This is a genomic window from Noviherbaspirillum denitrificans (assembly GCF_002211445.1).
Taxonomy (GTDB): domain Bacteria; phylum Pseudomonadota; class Gammaproteobacteria; order Burkholderiales; family Burkholderiaceae_D; genus Noviherbaspirillum; species Noviherbaspirillum denitrificans.
Genome location: NZ_LSTO01000004.1, coordinates 17,676 through 40,167, shown reverse-complemented (window position 1 = coordinate 40,167; position 22,492 = coordinate 17,676). Strand labels below are relative to the sequence as shown.

Genomic DNA, 22,492 nt, shown 5'->3' with positions numbered 1-22,492 from the left:
ATGCGTGGTACGTCATCTGTGGTGAGGCGAACGACAGCGCCTGAAAATCTGTCGGCAAAAATAGAAAGGAATCACCGTGTTCAATAAAGTTACCAAGACCTTCCAGTATGGCCAGCATACCGTCACACTGGAAACCGGCGAGATCGCTCGCCAGGCATCCGGTGCAGTGGTCGTCTCGATCGAAGATACCGTTGTACTGGCTACCGTCGTCGCCAAGAAGGATGTCAAGCCGGGCCAGGATTTCTTCCCGCTGACGGTTGATTACGTCGAGAAGAGCTACGCAGCCGGACGCATTCCCGGTGGTTTCTTCAAGCGCGAAGGCCGTCCGTCCGAGAAGGAGACGCTGACTTCCCGCCTGATCGATCGTCCGATTCGTCCGCTCTTCCCCGAAGGCTACATGAATGAAGTGCAGGTCATCATTCACGTCCTGTCCGTCAATCCGGAAATCGATCCCGATATCGCTTCGATGATCGGCGCCTCTGCAGCGATCTGTGTCGCTGGCATCCCCTTCAGCGGTCCGCTGGGCGCTGCGCGCGTCGGCTACGTCGACGGCCAGTACGTGCTGAACCCGACCACTACGCAAATGGCAACCTCGCAGCTGGACCTGGTTGTCGCCGGTACCGAGCAAGCCGTGCTGATGGTCGAGTCCGAAGCACAACAGCTCTCCGAAGAAGTCATGCTGGGTGCTGTGGTCTACGGTCACGAGCAGATGAAGGTCGTGATCGATGCGATCCACGAACTCGTTCGCGACGGCGGCAAGCCGGAAGTCGAATGGGCACCCGCCCCGAAGAACGAAGCGCTGATCGCTCGCGTAACCGAGCTGGCCGAAGGCAAGCTGCGCGAAGCGTATCAGACCAAGGACAAGCAGGCCCGTACCGCCAAGCTGAAGACTGTGTCAGCCGAAGTGAATGCTGCGCTCGCCGCAGACGCGGAAGCTGCTGATGCGGTTGATGTCGGGAACATCCTGTTCGACCTCGAAGCGAAAATCGTGCGTTCGCAGATCCTCGAAGGCGAACCGCGTATCGACGGCCGCGACACCCGCACCGTGCGTCCGATTTCCATCCGCAACAGCGTACTTCCGCGTACGCACGGCTCGGCGTTGTTTACCCGTGGCGAAACCCAGGCGCTGGTCATCGCGACTCTCGGCACCGCGCGCGATGAGCAAAAGATCGACGCGCTCATGGGCGAGTACTCGGACCGCTTCATGCTCCACTACAACATGCCACCGTTTGCGACCGGCGAAACCGGCCGTGTCGGCTCGCCGAAGCGCCGCGAAATCGGCCACGGCCGCCTCGCCAAGCGCGCACTGCAAGCGGCGTTGCCGGCACCGGAAGAGTTCAGCTATTCCGTCCGCCTCGTGTCCGAAATCACCGAGTCCAACGGCTCGTCGTCCATGGCTTCGGTCTGCGGCGGCTGCCTGGCACTGATGGATGCAGGCGTCCCCATGAAGGCGCACGTCGCCGGCATCGCAATGGGCTTGATCAAGGATGGCAACAAGTTTGCCGTCCTCACCGATATCCTGGGTGACGAAGATCACCTCGGCGACATGGACTTCAAGGTGGCTGGTACCGCCGTTGGCGTGACGGCACTGCAGATGGACATCAAGATCCAGGGCATCACCAAGGAAATCATGCAGGTTGCGCTGGCGCAAGCCAAGGAAGGTCGCATGCACATCCTGGCGAAGATGCAGGAAGCTATGCCGGTAGGCAAGGGCGAGCTGTCCAGCTTCGCTCCGCGCCTGATCACGATCCGCATCAACCCGGAAAAGATCCGTGACGTGATTGGCAAGGGTGGCGCAGTGATTCGCGCCCTGACCGAAGAGACTGGTACCCAGATCGACATCACCGACGAAGGTATCGTCACCATCGCTTCGGTTGACGCTGCCGCCGGCCAGGAAGCCAAGCGTCGCATCGAAGAGCTGACCGCATCGGTCGAAGTGGGCAAGACCTACGACGGTACCGTCCTCAAGCTGCTCGACTTCGGCGCGATCGTCCAGGTCATGCCGGGCAAGGATGGCCTGCTGCACATCAGCCAGATCGCCAACGAGCGTGTGAACGCCGTCGCCGACTACCTGAAGGAAGGCCAGCAAGTTCGCGTCAAGGTTCTCGAGACCGACGACCGCGGCCGTCTCAAGCTGTCGATGAAGGCCGCTGCTGCTGAAGAAGGTGCTGCCGTTCAGCAGCAACAACAGCAGCAGTAATTTGCAAGCTGCAGTCAAAAGGCCGCCCGAGGCAATGCCCGGGCGGCTTTTTCTTTTGTGTCGCCGATTTTAGCTCAGCAGGGCATGCCGTATCGACTGAAGTGATGATTGGTGCAATTTGCCGGCATCATTAAACTTCAGCTTGGAAAATGCCTGGAAACCGTTCTTGCCGAGGTCTTTGGCCTTGTACATGGCCTTGTCGGCGTTCTTCAGCAGGGTCGGCCCATCGTTGCCGTCGTCGGGATAAATGGCGATGCCAATGCTTACACTGAGCCGGCATTCCTTGCTGCCGATGAGCACGGGAAGCGATGCCGCCTCGAGCAGCTTCTGGGCGACATCCGCGGCATATCGTCCGTCTCCCAGTTCCTCGATCAGAACATAGAACTCGTCACCGCCCATGCGAGCGATCTTGTCGGTATGCCGCAGGCAATTGCGCAGTCGCGTCGCGATTTCGCAGAGTACGATGTCGCCGGCATCATGACCCATCGTGTCGTTGATTTCCTTGAACTTGTCGAGGTCGAGAAACAGCACCGCGAACTTCTTTCCATGCCTGCGCGCACTTCGGAGGGCCAGGTCAAGGTACTCCTTGAACAGGAAGCGGTTGGGTAGCGAAGTCAGTCCGTCATAGTGTGCCAGGTAGCGGATCTTCTCTTCCGATGCTCGACTTTCGATGGCGATGCCTGCAAGATTCGCGCAGATTTCGCACAATTGACGATCCTTCACGGATGGCTCTTTCGACCTGCGGAAGAAGAGGGCAAACGTACCAAGGACTTTCTTGTGCTTGCCATGGATTGGCCAAGACATGCAGGCCCTCAGACCGTGTTCAAGGGCGACGTCGCGCGCATGTTCCCACAGGGGATCCGATGAAATGTCCTTGACGATCACCGGTTCACCTCGCCGGGCCGCTGCACGGATCGGCTCGGAGGGTGGGCCAGTGCGTGCCCGGCAGCTCAATGGAAGGCTGGGCGCGATTTCTCCCTGCAGGGTATGGCCATCGCCGGCCAGTTGGACGATCGAGCACAGTGCGTCTCGCGACTGGCTTTCGACAAAGCGAGCGATCGCTGTCAGGATTTCCTGCAGCGCGACGCCCGTCGCGACCATGTTGAGAATCCGGTTCTGCCCTAGCTGCAGTGCCTCGGTGCGCTTGCGCTCGGTGATGTCGCGGACAACGATTTGCATGGAGGGCATGTCGTTGTAAATCAGGTTGGTAGCGCCGATTTCGACATCGACCGCAGTCCCATCCTGCCGCATCCATACCTGCTCGATGAATGGTGTCGGTTGAACCTCATGCGGCCGTAGCTGACTGCGTTCCTGGAAGAGCGCGTGGCATGCAGGATGGACGAAATCGAACACGCTGCGTCCCAGCAATTCTTCGGGATCGCGGACACCAAGCAGCCTGCTTCCGGCCTGGTTGAACAGTGTGATGTGTCCGTTCTGGCAAACGAATGTCGCTTCGGGTGAAAGCTCTACCAACTGGCGGTAGCGGATAGCGCTCTCCTTCAGAATTGTCTGGCTCCGCTTGACGTCGGAAATGTCTCTGATGAATGCGGTGAACATACGCTCTCCGCGTATGCATAGCGGTACGACGGCAAGCTCGACCGGAAAGGTCGATCCGTCTGCGCGCATGGCTGTCAATTCGATGCGGCGATTGAGAAGAAAACTTTCTCCTGCAAGAAAATGTTCAATGCCCTGGCGGTGCTGTTCGCGCCATTCCGGTGGCGTAATGATATCGGCCAGGTTTTTTCCGAGCACCTCGGCGCTTTTCCTGCGAAAGGTCTGTTCAGCGGCATGGTTGAAGCTGACGATGGTTCCATGCTCGTCTGTCGATACGATGCAATCCAGTGCCGCTGTCAGGATCGCGCTCTTGAACTGTTCGCTGTCGACCAAGGCCGATTCCATTGCGCTGCGCTGCGCCTCGCGTGCATAGTTGTCGATGGCGAAGGAAATGTCGCGGCTCATTTCAGTCAACAGTTCGATGAGCTGGCCGTCGAAGAAGTGGGGTATCGGCGCATAAAGACTCAAGGTCCCGATCGTCTTGCCTTCCTGTGCAAACGGAAAGCTCGCGATCGAGCCGCTCACTGCGATGCGGCTGGTATTGCTGCACGTGACGGGCATCATTTGAAGATCATTGCAGATATCGGGCCGTCCTTCACGCACTGCGGAAGCAATGACAGCATGCTGCTGAGGCGTTGCGGCATCGAGCGGTATGCCGGTCGCAACGAGGCTGGAATTCGCAATGCCGTGCGCTGCGCAAGGCACGATGCAGGCTTTTTCCTGATCGACCAGGCCGATCCAGGCAAGTTCGAAGCGTCCGTGTTCGACAGCGATGCGGCAGATCTCGCTGAACAAGGTGTTGCGATCGGCAATACGGACAATCGCCTGGTTGGTCTGGCTCAACGCAGCGTAAAGATCGCGAAGGCGGGCAATCCGGCTCTCCGCTTTCTTGCGCTCGTCGATATCCGAAAATGTGCCGACCATGCGGAGTGCGCGGCCGGCCGTGTCGCGCTCCATGATGCGTCCGCTGATGCACACCCAGCGCCAGCCGCGCGCAATGTCCTTCAGTCGCAGTTCGGCATGATAAGTGGTGCAGGCATCGTCGCCATTACCCTTGAGCGCATCGTGGAGACGGGCGCGGAAAAGCGGCAGGTCAAGTTCGTGGATGATCGCCGGTAGCGAACTCGACCGCCACGTTTTCGACGTGTCCAGCATTAATTCCTTCAAGTTGCCGGAGAGTGTGCCGGCAAAGTGGAGGCGATCGTCGGGAATGCTCCAGTCGAACGCCACCTGTCCCGAGCCTTCAAGAGCGAGGCTCAAGCGCCTGTTCATTGCCGAGAAGGAGGTCTTTCTTTCGGAGCCTGCTTTGCTGGACTTTCCGGTATTCGATCGCATGATGTTTGCCTGGATGAAATCGTATTGCCGATTGGAAATCCAAATATTTGTTTAGTTCCCATCTTTTTGTAACTTTGTAATATTCGTTTGTTACAACTTTCGGGGTTGCCGCAAGGTATGGGACTAATCATTCTTTCCTATGTGCAGCAAAGCATGTTGCGTCTCCTCAATGGTGCTTTCGGAATGTCGCGACCGCTTACAAAAACGATTCCAAGCGCTGTCGTACAATGACCGGCTGACTAACAGGGAGGTGGAACATGAAAGCAGTCGAAATCACCCAGCCCGGCCCGCCCGACGTTTTGCGCTTGTGTGATAGGCCGATGCCGCAACTCAAGGCCGGGGAAGTCCTGATCAAGGTCCATGCGGCGGGGGTGAACCGGCCCGACGTGATCCAGCGCATGGGGCACTATCCGGTGCCGCCAGGGGCGTCCGATTTACCTGGGCTGGAGATCGCCGGCGAAATCATCGACGGTGATTTCGCTGAGACCAGATTCAGGAAGGGCGACATGGTTTGCGCCCTCGTGCAAGGGGGCGGTTATGCGGAATACTGTGCCGCTCCCGCGAGGCAGTGCCTTCCCATTCCCCAGGGCATGAGTGCGATTGAAGCGGCATCGCTACCCGAGACCTTCTTCACCGTCTGGAGCAACGTGTTCGATCGTGCCCATTTGCGCGGCGATGAAACGATCCTCGTCCAAGGTGGAACATCCGGCATTGGTGTGACGGCCATCCAGCTTGCATCCGCTTTCGGACATCGCGTTTTTGCTACTGCTGGCAGTGATGAAAAATGTCGTGCATGTGAAGCGCTCGGCGTCACGCGCGCGATCAACTATCGAACGGAAGATTTCGTCGAGGTCGTGAAGTCCGAAACGGCGGGCAAGGGCGCGGATGTCATTCTCGACATGGTGGGCGGGATTTACGTGCCGCGCGAACTTGAATGCCTTGCCGATGACGGTCGTCTCGTGGTCATCGCATTGCTGGGCGGTTCAAAGGCGACTGTCGATCTTGGGCATGTGCTTCGGCGCCGTCTCACCATTACCGGCTCGACCTTGCGTCCGCGTTCTGTGGACTTCAAGGCGGAGATTGCTGAAAATCTGCGCAACAAGGTATGGCCCCTGCTCGAATCAGGGCGAGTAAAGCCGGTCATCTACAAGGTTTTTCCTCTCGAGGAGGCAGTACAGGCACATGTCCTCATGGAAACGAGCACGCACATTGGCAAGATTGTTTTGCAAGTGACTTGAGTGCATATTCGTGCAACACGCGCTGGTTTGACCGGCCATAGTGCGGCGCGGTAAAATCAAGGGTTATTGAAAATTCAGACCCTCTATGCGCCGTAAACTTATCGCAGGTAACTGGAAGATGAATGGCAGCCTCGCTGCCAATGCCGCTCTCCTGAGCGAGATCAAGGGTGCTGCCGGTCAGCCGGCCTGTGATGTCGCAGTATGTGTGCCTGCCCCCTACCTGTCGCAATGCCAATCCTTGTTGGAGGGGAGTGCCATACGTTGGGGCGGTCAGGATGCATCCCTGCACGAGTCGGGTGCCTATACCGGTGAAGTCTCCTGTTCCATGCTTGCCGATTTCGCCTGTGGCTACGTCATCGTCGGACACTCGGAGCGTCGTACCTATCATGGCGAAACCGATGAGCTGGTGGCCGGGAAAGCGGTGCGGGCGCTGAAGTCTGGCATTGCCCCTATCGTTTGTGTCGGTGAATCGCTTGAGCAGCGTGAGGCCGGCAAAACGGATGAAGTCGTCGGCGCCCAGATCGATGCCGTTCTCGCGGTCCTCTCCGCGGAGGAGATTGCCGGTATCGTCGTCGCCTACGAGCCTGTTTGGGCAATCGGAACGGGAAGGACGGCAACTCCACAAATGGCGCAAGACGTGCATGCCATGTTGCGCGCCAAGCTGCGGGCGAAGAACCCTGCTGCGGCAGATGCGGTCAAAATTCTTTACGGTGGAAGCATGAAGCCGGATAACGCTGCGGATTTGCTGGCCATGGCGGATATCGATGGCGGTCTCATTGGCGGCGCATCCCTCAAGGCTGCAGATTTCCTCGCCATTATCCGTGCTGCGTAAGCGGGACGAGTTGAATTAACCAACATTTGGAAAGCAAGTAATGAACGCAATGTTCACATTCATCGTCGTGATCCAGGTGCTGTCCGCACTGGCGATTATCGGTCTGGTCCTTCTGCAGCATGGTAAGGGGGCTGACATGGGGGCGGCATTCGGGTCGGGTGCGTCTGGCAGTCTGTTTGGTGCGACAGGTTCGTCGAATTTCCTGTCGAAATCGACGGCAGTTGCCGCGGCTGTTTTCTTTGCTGCGACCCTGGCGCTGGCGTTCGTTGGTAACAAGCGTGCGCCGGCAAGCGCGGGCGTGATGGAGAATCTGCCTGCCGCTCCTGCGGTCAATACACCTGCTGCCCCCGCGCCGGCTGCGCCTGCGGCACCAGTAGAGGGTGCAGGTCAGTCTGGTCAGATCCCCAAATAATTTATTTGTGACTTGATTTGGGGCAATTGTGCATTGAACAAAGCCCCTAAAGCAGGGTAAAATGTAAGTCTTTACGCCGACGTGGTGAAATTGGTAGACACGCTATCTTGAGGGGGTAGTGGCGAAAGCTGTGCGAGTTCGAGTCTCGCCGTCGGCACCAACAAATAAGGCCAGCGAGGGGTCCCCCCGAGCTGGCTTTTTATCGAGGAATCTTGGTTTGATTTGCAAATCATTCAACTAGGCCCGTATCGTGAACCTCGAAAATTACTTCCCCATCCTACTCTTTATTCTCGTTGGCATCGGCGTCGGTGTCGTTCCCCAGGTTCTTGGTCGTGTTCTGGCGCCGCATAAGCCGGACAGTCAAAAGCTCTCTCCGTACGAGTGCGGTTTCGAGGCTTTTGAAGACGCGCGCATGAAGTTCGATGTGCGCTACTACCTCGTCGCCATTCTGTTCATTTTGTTCGATCTGGAAACCGCATTCTTCTTCCCGTGGGGCGTCGCAGCACGCGAGCTCGGCTGGCAGGGCTTTATCACGATGATGGTGTTTATCGCCGAATTCGTGGTGGGCTTCTGGTACATCTGGAAGAAGGGCGCTCTGGATTGGGAGTAAGTCATGTCTATTGAAGGTGTTTTGAACGAGGGCTTCGTCACTACGACGGCGGACAAGCTGATCAACTGGACTCGCACGGGTTCGCTATGGCCGATGACTTTCGGTCTTGCATGCTGCGCAGTCGAGATGATGCACGCTGGTGCCTCGCGTTACGACCTCGACCGTTTTGGTGTCGTGTTCCGTCCGTCCCCGCGCCAGTCCGACGTGATGATCGTTGCAGGTACGCTGTGCAACAAGATGGCTCCGGCTCTTCGCAAGGTGTACGACCAGATGGCCGAGCCGCGCTGGGTGATTTCGATGGGTACCTGCGCAAACGGCGGTGGCTATTACCACTACTCGTACTCGGTAGTGCGCGGCTGTGACCGAATCGTGCCCGTTGATGTCTACGTGCCCGGGTGCCCCCCGACCGCCGAGGCGCTCCTGTACGGCATCATGCAGCTGCAAAACAAGATCAAGCGTACCAACACCATCGCACGCTGATTGGGACGCCAAAAAATATGACGACGAAAATTGAAACCCTCGAAGCTGCCCTGCGCAACGCGCTAGGCAGCCAGATCCAAAGCCTGAAAGTCGCGCTGGGTGAAGTCACCGTCGTGATCGGTGCATCCGATTACCTGTCGGCGATGCGCGTGCTGCGGGGTCATGCAGACTTGCGCTTTGAAGAACTGATTGACCTGTGCGGCGTCGATTATTCGACGTACGGCGACGGCACCTGGGAAGGTTCGCGTTTTGCTGCGGTGTCGCACCTGCTGTCCGTGACGCACAACTGGCGCCTGCGCGTGCGCGTTTTTGCGCTCGACGATGAACTTCCTGTCGTTTCCTCCGTCACAGACATCTGGCCCTCCGCCAATTGGTACGAGCGTGAAGCATTCGACCTGTACGGCATCCTCTTCGAAGGGCACAACGACCTGCGCCGTATTCTCACCGACTATGGCTTCATCGGTCATCCGTTCCGCAAGGACTTCCCGGTCTCGGGCTACGTCGAGATGCGTTACGACCCTGAGCAGAAGCGCGTGATTTACCAACCCGTGACGATTGAGCCGCGTGAAATCACGCCGCGCGTCATTCGCGAAGAGAAATACGGGATGAAATAATGGCTGAAATCAAGAATTACACCCTGAACTTCGGTCCGCAGCACCCGGCAGCACACGGTGTGCTGCGCCTTGTGCTCGAGCTGGACGGCGAAGTGATTCAGCGTGCCGATCCGCACATCGGCCTCCTGCATCGTGGTACCGAAAAGCTGGCGGAGCAGAAGACGTTCCTGCAGTCGGTGCCCTACATGGATCGCCTCGACTACGTGTCGATGATGTGCAACGAGCACGGATATGTGCTCGCGATCGAAAAGCTGCTCGGCATCGAGGTGCCGCTGCGCGCCCAATACATCCGCGTGATGTTTGACGAGATCACCCGTCTGCTGAACCACCTCCTGTGGATCGGTGCGCACGGGCTCGACGTCGGCGCGATGGCCGTATTCCTGTACGCGTTCCGTGAGCGCGAAGACTTGATGGACATGTACGAGGCCGTTTCCGGTGCGCGCATGCATGCGGCGTATTACCGCCCGGGCGGTGTCTATCGTGATCTCCCGGATACCATGCCGCAGTACAAGGCATCGGTGATCCGCAACGAGAAGTCGATCAAGCAGCTCAACGAAAACCGTCAGGGCTCCCTGCTGGACTTCATCGAAGACTTCACCAACCGCTTCCCGGGTTACGTGGACGAATACGAGACACTGCTGACCGATAACCGTATCTGGAAACAGCGCTTGGTCGGCATTGGCGTCGTCACGCCCGAGCGCGCGAAGGCGATGGGCTTTACTGGCCCGATGCTGCGCGGCTCCGGCATTGCCTGGGACTTGCGCAAGAATCAGCCCTACGAGGTGTATGACCTCCTCGATTTCGACATTCCCATCGGTGTGAATGGCGACTCCTACGATCGCTACCTCGTGCGTGTCGAAGAAATGCGCCAGTCGAACCGCATTATCAAGCAGTGCGTCGAGTGGCTGCGCAATAATCCGGGTCCGGTCATGACGGACAACCACAAGGTGGCGCCGCCGGCGCGCGTGAACATGAAGTCCAACATGGAAGAGCTGATCCACCACTTCAAGCTCTTCTCCGAAGGCTTCCACGTGCCGGAAGGCGAAGCCTACGTCGGCATCGAGCATCCGAAGGGCGAGTTCGGCATCTACCTGATTTCGGACGGCGCGAACAAGCCGTACCGCATGAAGATCCGCGCTCCCGGCTTTGCGCACCTGCAAGGGCTGGATGAGATGGCAAAGGGCCACATGATCGCCGACGCAGTGACGATCATCGGCACGCAAGACATTGTGTTCGGTGAGATTGACCGATAACCCGCGCGATACCATCGCGCACGAATGGCTGACATCATGCTGTTAAGTCAAGAAGCGTATAAAAAAATCGATCGCGAACTCGCGAAATTTCCCGCCGACCAGAGGCAATCCGCCGTCATGGGAGCCTTGAGAATCGCCCAGGACGAAAAGGGCTGGCTGTCGCCGGAAGTAATGAAGGATGTGGCCGACTACATCGGCATGGCGCCCATCGCCGTGCAGGAAGTCGCCACCTTCTACAACATGTACAACACCAAGCCGGTCGGCAAGCACAAGATCTCGGTGTGCACCAACCTGCCTTGTGCCCTGTCGGGTGGCGAGCGCGCTGCGCACTACCTGAAGGAAAAGCTGGGCGTCGACTACAAGGAAACGACTGCTGACGGCCAGTTCACGCTGATCGAAGGCGAGTGCATGGGCGCATGCGGTGATGCGCCGGTCATGCTGGTCAACAACAAGCGCATGTGCAGCCACATGTCGAACGAAAAGATCGACGCGCTGGTGGAGGAACTGAAGAAATGACCTGCCTGCACGATCGCCACATCAATCCGCTGATTCTGGCTGGCCTCGACGGCAACAACTGGCATCTCGCCGACTACGTCAAGCGTGGCGGCTATGAAGCGCTGAAGCGCATCCTGACTGAAAAAATCACGCCGGAACAAGTCATCGCCGAGCTGAAGGCATCTTCGTTGCGCGGCCGCGGTGGCGCAGGTTTTCCCACTGGCCTGAAGTGGAGCTTCATGCCGCGTCAGTTTCCCGGCCAGAAGTACCTTGTCTGCAATACGGACGAAGGCGAACCGGGTACATTCAAGGATCGCGACATCATTCGCTACAACCCGCATGCGCTCATCGAAGGCATGGCAATCGGTGCGTACGCGATGGGTATTACCGTCGGCTACAACTACATCCACGGTGAGATCTGGGCGGCGTACGAACGCTTCGAAGAGGCGCTGGAAGAGGCGCGCGCCGCCGGGTTCCTGGGTAATAACATCATGGGCAGCGATTTCAGCTTCCAGCTGCACGCATCCCACGGTTACGGCGCCTATATCTGCGGCGAAGAAACCGCATTGCTCGAATCCCTGGAAGGCAAGAAGGGCCAGCCGCGTTTCAAGCCGCCGTTCCCGGCCAGCTTTGGCCTGTACGGCAAGCCGACCACGATCAACAACACCGAAACCTTCGCGGCTGTCCCGTTCATCATGCGCATGGGCGGCGAGGCATACGCAGGGCTGGGCAAACCGAACAATGGCGGCACGAAGATCTTCTCGATGTCCGGCGACGTTGCGCGTCCGGGCAACTACGAAGTCCCGCTCGGTACGCCTTTTGCCAAGCTGCTGGAACTCGCAGGCGGTATGCGCGACGGCAAAAAGATCAAGGCAGTCATTCCAGGCGGTTCGTCCATGCCGGTGCTGACCGGTGAAGTGATGATGAATACCGACATGGACTATGACTCCATCGCCAAGGCCGGCTCGATGCTTGGCTCCGGCGCGGTCATCGTCATGGATGAGACCCGCTGCATGGTCAAGTCGCTGCTTCGCCTGTCGTACTTCTATTACGAAGAGTCCTGCGGCCAGTGCACGCCCTGCCGTGAAGGCACAGGCTGGCTGTACCGTATGGTGCATCGTATCGAACACGGCCAAGGCCGCGCGGATGATCTCGACATGCTGAACTCCATCGCCGACAACATCCAGGGCCGCACGATTTGCGCACTGGGTGATGCTGCTGCGATGCCGGTTCGCGCATTCGTGAAGAATTTCCGCGACGAGTTTGAATACCACATCGAACACAAGCGCTGCATCGTCCCCGCTTACGTTTGATCCGGCGCGACTCGCGTCCACACGTTGACATGAAGAGGCGCGTACTGCGCGCCCAATAATACTTAGGCAAAAAGCCATGGTTGAAATCGAAATTGACGGCAAAAAGGTCGAGGTCCAGGAAGGCAGCATGGTGATGGACGCTGCCAACAAACTTGGCACCTACATCCCGCATTTTTGCTATCACAAGAAACTGTCCATCGCGGCCAACTGCCGCATGTGCCTGGTCGAAGTAGAAAAGGCGCCGAAGCCGCTGCCCGCATGCGCGACCCCGGTGACCAACGGCATGATCGTGCGCACCGCAAGCGACAAGGCGATCAAGGCGCAGAAGAGCGTGATGGAATTCCTGCTCATCAACCACCCGCTGGATTGCCCGATCTGCGACCAGGGCGGTGAGTGCCAATTGCAGGACCTCGCAGTCGGCTATGGCCCGTCCGCATCGCGCTACGACGAAGAAAAGCGTGTCGTTGAACCGAAGGACGCAGGTCCGCTGATCTCCATGCGCGAAATGGCGCGTTGCATCCATTGCACCCGCTGCGTCCGCTTTGGCCAGGAAATCGCCGGCGTGATGGAGTTCGGCATGCTGAACCGCGGCGAGCACTCCGAAATCACGACTTTTGTCGGCAACACGGTTGACTCCGAACTCTCCGGCAACATGATCGACCTGTGCCCGGTCGGCGCGCTGACCTCCAAGCCGTTCCGCTACAGCGCACGTACTTGGGAATTGTCCCGCCGCCGTTCCGTCAGTCCGCATGACGGCCTTGGTGCCAACCTGATCGTCCAGGTCAAGAGTGGCAAGGTCATGCGCGTACTGCCGCTGGAAAACGAAGGCGTCAATGAATGCTGGCTGTCCGACAAGGACCGCTTCGCCTATGAAGGCCTGAACAGCGCCGAGCGCCTCACGGCACCGATGATCAAGCAGGACGGCAAGTGGATCGAGACCGATTGGCAGACCGCGCTTGAATACGTCGCGCACGGTCTGAAGGACATTCGCAAGGACCATGGTGCCGATTCGATCGCTGCACTCGCCGCACCGTATTCCACGCTGGAAGAACTCTCCCTGCTGCAGAAGCTGACCCGCGGCCTTGGCTCCGACAACGTCGATTTCCGCCTGCGCCAATCCGATTTCTCCCTCGACGGGAAGGTCACTCCATGGCTCGGGATGTCGATTGACGAACTCGGTACCGCCGACCGCGTGTTTGTGATCGGCTCCTTCCTGCGCAAGGATCACCCGCTGCTCGCTGCCCGCCTGCGCCAGTCGGCAAAGCATGGCGCAAAGGTCAGCATCCTGCATGCGACCGATGACGACCTCCTGATCTCGCTGACCAACCGCATGATCAAGGCACCATCCGACTGGCTGGCCGGCCTGAGTGAAGTGGTGGTTGCAGTGGCACAAGCGAAAGGCGTAGCTATTCCGGCTGGTTTTGAAGGCGTCGAAGCCAGCGAAATCGCCAAGGGAATCGCCGCCAGCCTGCTGTCCGGCGAGCGTCGTGCGGTCGTGCTCGGCAACGCTGCCGCACAGCATCCGCAAGCTTCGCAGCTTCATGCAGCAGCGCAATGGCTCGCTCAGAATACCGGCGCCAGCTTCGGCTACCTTACCGAAGCCGCCAATTCTGTCGGTGGTTACATTGCGAACGCAATTCCGGGCAAGGGCGCGAATGCGCTTCAGATGTTCGCACAGCCGCGCAAGGCATACGTCCTGCTGCACGCTGAGCCGGAATTCGATTGCTATGATCCGCAAGCGGCGCGTGCTGCCTTGAGCAAGGCGGATATGGTTGTCGTGATGTCACCGTTCAAGCACGGTGCCGACTATGCAGACGTCCTGCTTCCGGTCGCACCGTTCTCCGAAACTTCTGGCACCTTTGTCAATTGCGAAGGCCGCGCACAAGGCTTCAACGGAACGGTCAAGCCGCTGGGCGAAACCCGCCCCGCTTGGAAGGTGCTGCGCGTGCTCGGAAACATGCTGGAGCTGGCCGGTTTCGACTATGAGACTTCGGAAGAAATCCGCGCTGAAATCCTCGGAACGAAGAAGGCAGAAGAAGCCGATCTCAAGCCACGCCTGAACAACAATGCACATGTCCAGCTGCAAGCTGCAAAGGCAGCTGCCGGTACCCAGGTTGAGCGTATTGCCGACGTGCCGATTTACTTCACTGATGCCATCGTCCGCCGCGCTGAGTCGCTGCAGCTGACGACAGCCGCCCAAGCACCGAAAGCATTGATCTCCCCGATACTGGCCCAACAGCTTGGCGTTGCCGAAGGTGCCCAGGTGAAGGTGTCGCAAGGGCAGGGCAGTACCGTACTGGCTGTTGCAGTCGACGCGAAGCTGCCGGCAAATGTTGTCCGCGTTTCCGCCGCGCACAAGTCGACCATCGGTCTCGGTGCAATGTTCGGTGCAATCAGTGTGGAGAAAGCGTAATGGATCAAATGCTCATGACCATCAACGCAACCGGACAGGGACTGTTCGGAGGCGTGTGGCCGTTGGTGTGGACCCTGGTCAAGATTGTCGTCGTCGTGCTGCCGCTGATGGGCTGTGTTGCCTATCTCACGCTGTGGGAGCGCAAGATGATTGGCTGGATGCACATTCGCCTTGGCCCGAATCGCGTCGGCCCCGCAGGCCTGCTGCAGCCGATCGCCGATGCGCTCAAACTGCTGCTCAAGGAAATCGTCGTTCCTGCACAGGCAAGCAAGGCCCTGTTCGTGATCGCACCCATCATGACCATCATGCCGGCGCTTGCAGCATGGGCGGTGATCCCGTTTGGACCGGAAGCCGTGCTGGCGAACGTCAATGCCGGATTGTTGTTCGTGATGGCGATCAGCTCGATGGAAGTGTACGGCGTGATCATCGCTGGCTGGGCTTCCAATTCGAAGTACGCTTTCCTTGGCGCGATGCGTGCGTCCGCGCAGATGGTGTCGTATGAAATCGCTATGGGCTTCGCCCTCGTGATCGTGCTGCTGGTCTCCGGCAGCCTGAACTTCATCGATATCGTCAATGTGCAGAACAAGGGCATGTTTGCAGACAAGGGCCTGAACTTCCTGTCGTGGAACTGGCTGCCTCTGCTGCCGATTTTCGTGATCTACGTGATCTCCGGTATCGCTGAAACCAACCGTCATCCGTTTGACGTGGTGGAAGGCGAATCCGAAATCGTTGCAGGCCATATGGTCGAGTACTCCGGCATGTCGTTCGCCATGTTCTTCCTGGCCGAATACGCCAACATGATCCTGATCTCGATGCTGGCATCGCTGATGTTCCTCGGCGGCTGGGCAGCTCCGGTGGCACTCCTGGACTTTATTCCGGGCTGGATCTGGCTGGGCATCAAGACTTTCGTCGTCGTGTCGATGTTTATCTGGGCGCGTGCATCTTTCCCGCGTTACCGCTATGACCAAATCATGCGTCTCGGCTGGAAGGTATTCATTCCGCTGACGCTGGCTTACCTTGTCATCGTCGCCGCCTGGATGCAGACCCCCTGGAATATTTGGAAGTAAGGAATAGAGGCTGAATACCATGGAAGCCATTAAAGATTTCTTCGGCAGCCTGATGCTCCGAGAGCTGATCAAGGGCCTTGCCCTGACCGGCCGTTACATGTTCGCCCGCAAGATCACGGTGCAATTCCCGGAAGAGAAGACCCCGCTGTCGCCACGCTTCCGCGGGCTGCATGCGCTACGCCGTTACCCGAACGGTGAAGAGCGATGCATCGCCTGCAAATTGTGTGAAGCAGTTTGCCCGGCGATGGCGATCACGATCGAATCGACGGAGCGCGAAGACGGCACCCGCCGCACAACGCGTTACGACATCGACCTGACCAAATGCATCTTCTGCGGTTTCTGCGAAGAGTCCTGCCCGGTTGACTCGATCGTCGAAACGAACATCCTGGAATACCACGGCGAAAAGCGCGGCGATCTCTACTACACGAAGGAGATGCTGCTTGCGATTGGCGACCGTTATGAAAAGGATATCGCTGCTGCCCGTGCAGCCGATGCCGCATATCGTTGATTGATCTAGCCCGCATACAGCTGACTCTCTTGGTCCATTATGGAATTTAAAACCTTCTTGTTCTACGCGTTCTCGGTGATCCTCGTGTTCGCCGCCACACGCGTCATCACAGACCGGAATCCGGTGCACGCCGCACTGTTTCTGGTACTGTCTTTCTTCTCCGGTGCAGGCGTCTGGCTGCTTCTCAAAGCCGAGTTCCTCGCGATCGTGCTGGTGCTGGTCTATGTCGGCGCCGTCATGGTGCTCTTCCTGTTTGTCGTGATGATGTTGGACATCAACATGGACAAGCTGCGGGAAGGCTTCTGGGGCTATTTCCCGATGGCCGCCACAATCGGCGTCGTCATCGTCCTGGAAATGGCAGCCGTCCTGCTGCATGGCTTCTGGGCGCTCGAATCGCAAGTCCCGGCAGCGTCGGCGAACATCGGCAATACCAAGGAACTGGGCAAGCTGATCTACACCCAGTACATCTATGCATTTGAAATTGCTGCCGTCGTCCTGCTCGTCGCCATTGTCGCTGCAGTCGCATTGACACTGCGCCGCCGCAAGGACAGCAAGTACTTCGATCCGGCCGCTGCAGTCAAGGTCAAGCGCAACGACCGCCTGCGCATCGTCAGCATGAAAGCCGAGTCCGACCGTGCCAACGGCGTGCAACCGGTTGCGCAAGAAAAACAATAAGGGGAAGCACCGTGGCACTTTCGCTCGCACATTACCTGATCCTCGGCGCAATCCTCTTTGCGATCTCTGTCGTCGGCATTTTCCTGAACCGCAAGAACGTCATCATCCTGTTGATGGCCATCGAGCTGATGCTCCTCGCGGTCAACATGAACTTCATCGCCTTCTCGTATTACCTGGGCGATGCTGCCGGCCAGATTTTCGTTTTCTTCATCCTGACTGTGGCTGCCGCGGAGTCCGCGATTGGTCTCGCCATCCTGGTGGTGTTGTTCCGTAACTTGGACACCATCAATGTCGAAGACCTCGACGCACTCAAAGGTTAATCACGCAATAATAACGACAAGGTCCATCATGGCGGGGCAACTCAACCCTAACGTTCTCTTGGCTGTGCCGTTGGCACCACTCGCAGGCGCCGCGATCGCGGGTCTGTTCGGAACCAAGTTTTTCGGCAACAAGATCGGACGCACGGCGTCGCATACGGCGACGATCCTTGGCGTGCTGATCGCATTCATCATTTCGTTCCAGACGCTGCTCGCCGTCATGGACGGCGCCACTTATCACGGCACCGTCTATACCTGGATGACCGTGATGGGGCTCAAGCTCGAGGTCGGCTTCCTGATCGACAGCCTGACCGCGATGATGATGTGCGTGGTGACCTTCGTGTCGTTGATGGTGCACATCTACACCATCGGCTACATGGCGGAAGACGAAGGCTATAACCGCTTCTTCTCCTACATCTCGCTGTTCACTTTCTCGATGCTGATGCTCGTCATGAGCAACAACTTCCTCCAGCTGTTCTTCGGCTGGGAAGCAGTGGGCCTCGTTTCGTATCTGTTGATCGGCTTCTGGTACACCCGTCCGACGGCGATCTACGCCAACATGAAGGCCTTCCTGGTGAACCGTGTCGGTGACTTCGGCTTCATCCTGGGCATTGGCCTGCTGCTCGCTTATGCGGGCTCCATGAACTACGGCGAAGTGTTTGCCAAGCGCGCAGACCTGGCCACGATGACCCTGCCGGGCACCGACTGGATGCTGCTGACCGTTGCCTGCATCTGCCTGTTCATTGGTGCGATGGGTAAATCTGCGCAATTCCCGCTGCACGTCTGGCTGCCAGACTCGATGGAAGGCCCGACGCCGATTTCCGCGCTGATCCACGCCGCAACCATGGTGACCGCAGGCATCTTCATGGTGGCCCGCATGTCCCCGTTGTTCGAACTGTCCGATACCGCACTGTCCTTCGTGCTCGTGATCGGTTCGATTACCGCGCTGTTCATGGGCTTCCTCGGCATCATTCAGAACGACATCAAGCGCGTCGTTGCATATTCCACGCTCTCCCAGCTCGGTTACATGACTGTCGCGCTCGGTGCGTCCGCCTATTCGGTCGCAGTGTTCCACCTGATGACGCACGCATTTTTCAAGGCGCTGCTGTTCCTCGGCGCCGGTGCAGTGATCATCGGCATGCACCACGACCAGGACATCCGCAACATGGGCGGCCTGCGCAAGTACATGCCGATCACCTGGATTACCTCGTTGCTCGGCTCGCTGGCCCTGATCGGTACGCCGTTCTTCGCAGGCTTTTACTCGAAGGACAGCATCATCGAGGCAGTGCATGCAACGCATATCGCTGGCGCGGGCTTCGCTAATTTCGCCGTCCTGGCAGGCGTCTTCGTTACGGCCTTTTATTCCTTCCGCATGTATTTTCTCGTCTTCCATGGCGAAGAGCGCTTCGGCAAGGCACATGACGACCATCACGGCCATGGCCACGACGATCACCACGACGATCACCATCATGGTCTCGCACCGGGCGAGAAGCCGCACGAGGCTCCTTGGGTCGTTACCGTTCCGCTCATGCTGCTCGCGATTCCGTCCGTGGTTATCGGCTTCATCGCGATCGGCCCGATGCTCCATGGCGACTTCTTCAATGGCGTGATCTTCGTCGGTGACAACCACCATGCGATGAAGGAGTTGCACGAGGAATTCCATGGCGCGACCGCAATGGCGCTGCATGCTCTGTCGACAGCGCCGTTCTGGCTGGCGCTGGCCGGTGTCGCATCCGCGTACTACTGCTACATGGTCAACCGCAAGGTGCCGGAATGGTTCTACAACAAATTCCGCGCGATATACACGATCCTCGATAACAAGTACTTCATGGACAAATTCAATGAAGTTGTGTTTGGCAAGGGCGCGGTGCTGTTGGGCCGCGGCCTGTGGAGCGGTGGCGACCGTGCGCTGATTGACGGTCTGATCGTTAACGGCAGCGCCAAGGTGGTGGGCTGGTTCTCGGCACTGATCCGCCACTTCCAGACTGGTTACATTTACCACTATGCATTTGTAATGATTATCGGCGTGCTGTTGTTCCTGATTTATTTCATGCCGTTCCCGTCATTTGCCAAATAGGTTGGCGAAGTAGAGCAAATAAAAATCATGATGCAGTCAACTTTCCCACTCCTGAGCCTCGCAATCTGGTGCCCGATCGCGTTCGGCTTGTTCGTCCTGGCATTTGGCCGTGACGAGAACCCTGCGCTGGTGCGATCGGTTTCACTGATCGGCTCCATCGTCAGCTTCCTCGTGACGCTGCCGCTGATATCGCAATTCGACAAAGCAGCCCATGGCATGCAGTTTGTCGAAAAATCGGCCTGGATTGACCGATTCAACGTCAATTATTTCCTCGGCATTGACGGCATCTCGGTCTGGTTCGTGCTCCTCACCGCGTTCATCACGATCATCGTCGTGATCGCCGGCTGGGAAGTCATCGAGAAGCGCGTAGCCCAGTACATGGGGGCATTCCTGATCCTCTCAGGCCTGATGATCGGCGTCTTCTGCGCGCTGGACGGCCTGCTGTTCTATGTCTTCTTCGAAGCCACGCTGATCCCGATGTTCATCATCATTGGTGTGTGGGGCGGACAGAATCGCGTCTATGCGGCGATCAAGTTCTTCCTCTACACGTTGCTGGGTTCGCTGCTTACCCTGGTGGCCATCATCTACCTGTACTTCAAGTCGGGTGGCAGCTTCGAGATCCTGACGTGGCACAAGCTGCCGCTGCCGCTGAATGTGCAAGTACTGATCTTCTTTGCCTTCCTGATGGCGTTTGCGGTGAAAGTGCCGATGTGGCCTGTCCATACTTGGCTCCCGGACGCGCACGTGGAAGCGCCGACGGGCGGGTCCGTCGTGCTGGCTGCGATCATGCTGAAGCTGGGTGCATACGGCTTCCTGCGGTTCTCGTTGCCGATCGCACCGGATGCCAGCCATTCGCTGTCCGGCTTCATCATCACGTTGTCGCTGATCGCCGTTATTTACATTGGCCTGGTGGCGCTGGTTCAAGCCGATATGAAGAAGCTTGTCGCGTACTCTTCGATCGCGCACATGGGCTTCGTGACCCTCGGCTTCTTCGTGTTTAATGACATGGCGACGCAAGGCGGCATCGTGCAAATGATTTCGCACGGTTTCGTATCTGGCGCAATGTTCCTTTGCATCGGCGTCCTGTATGACCGCATGCATTCTCGCCAAATTGCCGATTACGGCGGGGTGATCAACACCATGCCGAAGTTTGCTGCATTCTTCGTGCTGTTCTCTCTGGCGAATTGCGGTCTTCCGGCAACCTCCGGATTCGTCGGCGAGTTCATGGTTATCCTCGGCACGGTCAAGTTCAACTTCTGGATCGGCATGCTGGCCGCCACTGCACTGATCTTCGGCGCTGCTTACTCGCTGTGGCTGGTTAAGCGCGTAGTGTTTGGTGAAGTCGGTAACAAGCACGTCGCCGAGCTCCAGGACCTGAACGCCCGCGAATTCCTGATGCTTGGCGTCCTGGCCATCGCGGTCATTGCAATGGGCGTGTATCCGGCACCGTTCACTGACCTGATGCAGACCTCGGTCGATAACCTGCTCAAGCACGTGGCGATTTCGAAGCTGAATTAATCAATGCGCCTCCCTGATTTCGGGGAGGCGTGTTACCGGCTCTTGTGCGATAGGATCGTGAAGAGCCAGCCTGCAAGGCTTTAGAGTGACGACAACATGAACGAAATCAATCTCGCACCGGTATATCCGGAAATTTTCCTGCTGATCGCGACGTCCGCGCTCCTGCTGATCGACATGTTCCTGACGGAGGCCAAGCGCTACGTCACGTTCATGCTGGCGATCGTGATCCTGGCTGTCTGCGCCGCGCTGAATATTGCCGATTTCAACGGTCCGACGGCATACACGTTCAACAACATGTTCGTCTCGGATGCGATGTCAAACCTGCTGAAGGTGTTTTCGTATATCGCTGTCGGCATGACGCTGATCTATTCGCGCCAGTACGCAACGGAGCGCGGAATGCTCGGAGGGACGCTGGGCGGTGAGTTCTACGTGCTCGCCTTGTTCGCATTGCTCGGACAGATGGTGATGATCTCCGGTAACAACTTCCTGGTGATCTACCTCGGACTCGAACTGATGTCACTGTCGCTGTACGCACTCGTGGCACTACGCCGCGGCCATTCGGTATCGACCGAAGCGGCAATGAAGTATTTCATCCTCGGTGCACTGGCTTCCGGTTTCCTTCTTTACGGCCTGTCGATGCTCTACGGCGCAACCGGTTCGCTCGACTTGACCGAAGTTGCGAAGGCGACTGCTTCCGGCACCGTCAACAAAACCGTGCTCGTGTTTGGTGTCGTATTTGTGGTTGCTGGCCTGGCATTCAAGCTCGGTGCTGCTCCGTTCCACATGTGGGTTCCGGACGTCTATCAGGGGGCTCCGACGGCAGTGACCCTGTTGCTGGGTGCTGCACCGAAGCTTGCTGCATTTGCGATTACCATCCGACTTCTCGTCGAAGGCCTGTTCCCGCTCGCCATCGACTGGCAGCAGATGATCACGGTGCTGGCAATCTTGTCGATGGCCGTGGGCAATATCACTGCGATTGTCCAGACCAACTTGAAGCGTATGCTCGCCTATTCGACGATTGGCCAAATGGGTTTCATGTTGCTCGGCATGCTGTCAGGCGTAGTTGACGGCAATGTGGCGTCGGCAGGTAACGCCTACAGCTCGGCGATGTTCTATTCCGTGACCTACGTCCTGACGACGCTGGGTACCTTCGGCCTGATCATCCTGCTGGCGCGTTCCGGGTTCGAAGCTGAAAACATCGACGACTTCAAGGGCCTGAACCAGCGCAGCCCGTGGTTCGCCTTCGTGATGCTGATCCTGATGTTCTCGTTGACCGGCATTCCGCCGACCGTCGGCTTCTACGCCAAGCTGGCAGTCCTCCAGGCAGTCCTTGCAACTGGTCAGGTCTGGCTGGCAGTAGTGTCCGTGCTGCTGTCGCTGATCGGTGCGTTCTACTACCTGCGTGTTGTGAAGGTCATGTATTTCGACGAGCCGGTCGATACCTCGAAGATTGAGGCGACCGGAGACATGCGCGTTATCCTGAGCCTGAACGGTGCAGCCGTGCTGGCATTGGGTATCCTGCCGGGTCCGTTGATGGCGATTTGTGCGACGGCCATGGTCAAGACGCTGGCTGGTTGAACT

Annotated in this window: 19 protein-coding genes and 1 tRNA gene; 19 read left to right on the top strand and 1 reads right to left on the bottom strand. The window is 58.0% G+C overall.

All coding sequences use genetic code 11. From position 1 onward, the window contains the following. Positions 1–76: 76 nt before the first annotated feature. Positions 77–2,200, top strand: a complete 2,124-nt coding sequence (gene pnp / locus AYR66_RS25420; protein ID WP_088710373.1) for a polyribonucleotide nucleotidyltransferase — start codon at positions 77–79, stop codon at positions 2,198–2,200. A gap of 69 nt (positions 2,201–2,269) precedes the next feature. On the opposite strand, the gene AYR66_RS25415 is transcribed toward pnp, so the two are convergent. Beyond that, a complete protein-coding gene (locus AYR66_RS25415; RefSeq protein ID WP_170942366.1) occupies positions 2,270–5,014 on the bottom strand; it encodes a diguanylate cyclase domain-containing protein in 2,745 nt (914 codons plus the stop codon). Between the two features lie 332 nt (positions 5,015–5,346). Between AYR66_RS25415 and AYR66_RS25410 the strand changes: the two genes are divergently transcribed. The 18 genes from AYR66_RS25410 to nuoN all read left to right on the top strand — a co-directional run bounded on the left by AYR66_RS25410 (position 5,347) and on the right by nuoN (position 22,489). Further along, positions 5,347–6,327, top strand: coding sequence for an NAD(P)H-quinone oxidoreductase (locus AYR66_RS25410; protein WP_088710371.1), 981 nt, complete (start codon positions 5,347–5,349; stop codon positions 6,325–6,327). 85 nt (positions 6,328–6,412) lie between these two features. Then, positions 6,413–7,159 carry a triose-phosphate isomerase gene (tpiA, locus tag AYR66_RS25405; protein ID WP_088710370.1) on the top strand — a complete coding sequence of 249 codons (747 nt, stop codon included), beginning with the start codon at positions 6,413–6,415 and terminating at the stop codon, positions 7,157–7,159. A 40-nt stretch (positions 7,160–7,199) separates the two neighbouring features. After that, positions 7,200–7,571 (top strand): preprotein translocase subunit SecG, encoded by a 372-nt coding sequence (gene secG, locus AYR66_RS25400; protein WP_088710369.1) that lies wholly within the window; start codon positions 7,200–7,202, stop codon positions 7,569–7,571. A 75-nt stretch (positions 7,572–7,646) separates the two neighbouring features. Beyond that, positions 7,647–7,731 (top strand) — tRNA-Leu (locus tag AYR66_RS25395). A gap of 90 nt (positions 7,732–7,821) precedes the next feature. Continuing rightward, positions 7,822–8,181 carry an NADH-quinone oxidoreductase subunit A gene (locus AYR66_RS25390; RefSeq protein WP_088710368.1) on the top strand — a complete coding sequence of 120 codons (360 nt, stop codon included), beginning with the start codon at positions 7,822–7,824 and terminating at the stop codon, positions 8,179–8,181. Positions 8,182–8,184: 3 nt separating this feature from the next. Then, positions 8,185–8,661, top strand: a complete 477-nt coding sequence (locus AYR66_RS25385; protein WP_088710367.1) for a NuoB/complex I 20 kDa subunit family protein — start codon at positions 8,185–8,187, stop codon at positions 8,659–8,661. Between the two features lie 17 nt (positions 8,662–8,678). Further along, positions 8,679–9,275 (top strand): NADH-quinone oxidoreductase subunit C, encoded by a 597-nt coding sequence (locus tag AYR66_RS25380; RefSeq protein WP_088710366.1) that lies wholly within the window; start codon positions 8,679–8,681, stop codon positions 9,273–9,275. Continuing rightward, positions 9,275–10,528 (top strand): NADH-quinone oxidoreductase subunit D, encoded by a 1,254-nt coding sequence (locus AYR66_RS25375; RefSeq protein WP_088710365.1) that lies wholly within the window; start codon positions 9,275–9,277, stop codon positions 10,526–10,528. The genes AYR66_RS25380 and AYR66_RS25375 overlap by 1 nt, the downstream gene beginning before the upstream one ends. Positions 10,529–10,552: 24 nt before the next feature. Then, entirely contained in the window at positions 10,553–11,044 is a 492-nt protein-coding gene (gene nuoE, locus AYR66_RS25370) for an NADH-quinone oxidoreductase subunit NuoE (RefSeq protein WP_170942365.1), read from the top strand. Then, positions 11,041–12,336, top strand: coding sequence for an NADH-quinone oxidoreductase subunit NuoF (gene nuoF / locus AYR66_RS25365; protein WP_088710364.1), 1,296 nt, complete (start codon positions 11,041–11,043; stop codon positions 12,334–12,336). The genes nuoE and nuoF overlap by 4 nt, the downstream gene beginning before the upstream one ends. Before the next feature lie 76 nt (positions 12,337–12,412). Next, positions 12,413–14,749, top strand: coding sequence for an NADH-quinone oxidoreductase subunit NuoG (gene nuoG / locus AYR66_RS25360; RefSeq protein WP_088710363.1), 2,337 nt, complete (start codon positions 12,413–12,415; stop codon positions 14,747–14,749). Continuing rightward, entirely contained in the window at positions 14,749–15,816 is a 1,068-nt protein-coding gene (gene nuoH / locus AYR66_RS25355; protein ID WP_088710362.1) for an NADH-quinone oxidoreductase subunit NuoH, read from the top strand. Before nuoG ends, nuoH begins: the two co-directional genes overlap by 1 nt. A 19-nt stretch (positions 15,817–15,835) precedes the next feature. Continuing rightward, positions 15,836–16,324: an NADH-quinone oxidoreductase subunit NuoI gene (gene nuoI, locus AYR66_RS25350; RefSeq protein ID WP_088710361.1), complete on the top strand. Its 489-nt coding sequence runs from the start codon at positions 15,836–15,838 to the stop codon at positions 16,322–16,324. Between the two features lie 39 nt (positions 16,325–16,363). Continuing rightward, the gene (locus tag AYR66_RS25345; RefSeq protein ID WP_088710360.1) at positions 16,364–16,999 is read left to right on the top strand and encodes an NADH-quinone oxidoreductase subunit J; all 636 of its coding nucleotides are present in this window, start codon (positions 16,364–16,366) and stop codon (positions 16,997–16,999) included. Positions 17,000–17,010: 11 nt separating this feature from the next. Next, positions 17,011–17,319: an NADH-quinone oxidoreductase subunit NuoK gene (nuoK, locus tag AYR66_RS25340; protein WP_088710359.1), complete on the top strand. Its 309-nt coding sequence runs from the start codon at positions 17,011–17,013 to the stop codon at positions 17,317–17,319. Between the two features lie 28 nt (positions 17,320–17,347). Next, a complete protein-coding gene (nuoL, locus tag AYR66_RS25335; RefSeq protein ID WP_088710358.1) occupies positions 17,348–19,393 on the top strand; it encodes an NADH-quinone oxidoreductase subunit L in 2,046 nt (681 codons plus the stop codon). 27 nt (positions 19,394–19,420) lie between these two features. After that, complete coding sequence (locus AYR66_RS25330) at positions 19,421–20,911, top strand: NADH-quinone oxidoreductase subunit M (protein ID WP_088710357.1); 1,491 nt, start codon at positions 19,421–19,423, stop codon at positions 20,909–20,911. A gap of 96 nt (positions 20,912–21,007) precedes the next feature. Further along, entirely contained in the window at positions 21,008–22,489 is a 1,482-nt protein-coding gene (nuoN, locus tag AYR66_RS25325; RefSeq protein WP_088710356.1) for an NADH-quinone oxidoreductase subunit NuoN, read from the top strand. Positions 22,490–22,492 lie beyond the last annotated feature (3 nt).

Excerpts from the sequence above, each read along its gene's own strand:
- nuoI (WP_088710361.1), top strand. The coding sequence starts at position 15,836 with ATGGAAGCCATTAAAGATTTCTTCGGCAGCCTGATGCTCCGAGAGCTG.
- AYR66_RS25375 (WP_088710365.1), top strand. The coding sequence starts at position 9,275 with ATGGCTGAAATCAAGAATTACACCCTGAACTTCGGTCCGCAGCACCCG.
- AYR66_RS25330 (WP_088710357.1), top strand. The coding sequence starts at position 19,421 with ATGATGCAGTCAACTTTCCCACTCCTGAGCCTCGCAATCTGGTGCCCG.
- nuoL (WP_088710358.1), top strand. The coding sequence starts at position 17,348 with ATGGCGGGGCAACTCAACCCTAACGTTCTCTTGGCTGTGCCGTTGGCA.
- nuoF (WP_088710364.1), top strand. The coding sequence starts at position 11,041 with ATGACCTGCCTGCACGATCGCCACATCAATCCGCTGATTCTGGCTGGC.
- AYR66_RS25345 (WP_088710360.1), top strand. The coding sequence starts at position 16,364 with ATGGAATTTAAAACCTTCTTGTTCTACGCGTTCTCGGTGATCCTCGTG.
- nuoG (WP_088710363.1), top strand. The coding sequence starts at position 12,413 with ATGGTTGAAATCGAAATTGACGGCAAAAAGGTCGAGGTCCAGGAAGGC.
- AYR66_RS25380 (WP_088710366.1), top strand. The coding sequence starts at position 8,679 with ATGACGACGAAAATTGAAACCCTCGAAGCTGCCCTGCGCAACGCGCTA.
- secG (WP_088710369.1), top strand. The coding sequence starts at position 7,200 with ATGAACGCAATGTTCACATTCATCGTCGTGATCCAGGTGCTGTCCGCA.
- nuoH (WP_088710362.1), top strand. The coding sequence starts at position 14,749 with ATGGATCAAATGCTCATGACCATCAACGCAACCGGACAGGGACTGTTC.
- nuoN (WP_088710356.1), top strand. The coding sequence starts at position 21,008 with ATGAACGAAATCAATCTCGCACCGGTATATCCGGAAATTTTCCTGCTG.
- AYR66_RS25385 (WP_088710367.1), top strand. The coding sequence starts at position 8,185 with ATGTCTATTGAAGGTGTTTTGAACGAGGGCTTCGTCACTACGACGGCG.
- nuoE (WP_170942365.1), top strand. The coding sequence starts at position 10,553 with ATGGCTGACATCATGCTGTTAAGTCAAGAAGCGTATAAAAAAATCGAT.
- AYR66_RS25410 (WP_088710371.1), top strand. The coding sequence starts at position 5,347 with ATGAAAGCAGTCGAAATCACCCAGCCCGGCCCGCCCGACGTTTTGCGC.
- tpiA (WP_088710370.1), top strand. The coding sequence starts at position 6,413 with ATGCGCCGTAAACTTATCGCAGGTAACTGGAAGATGAATGGCAGCCTC.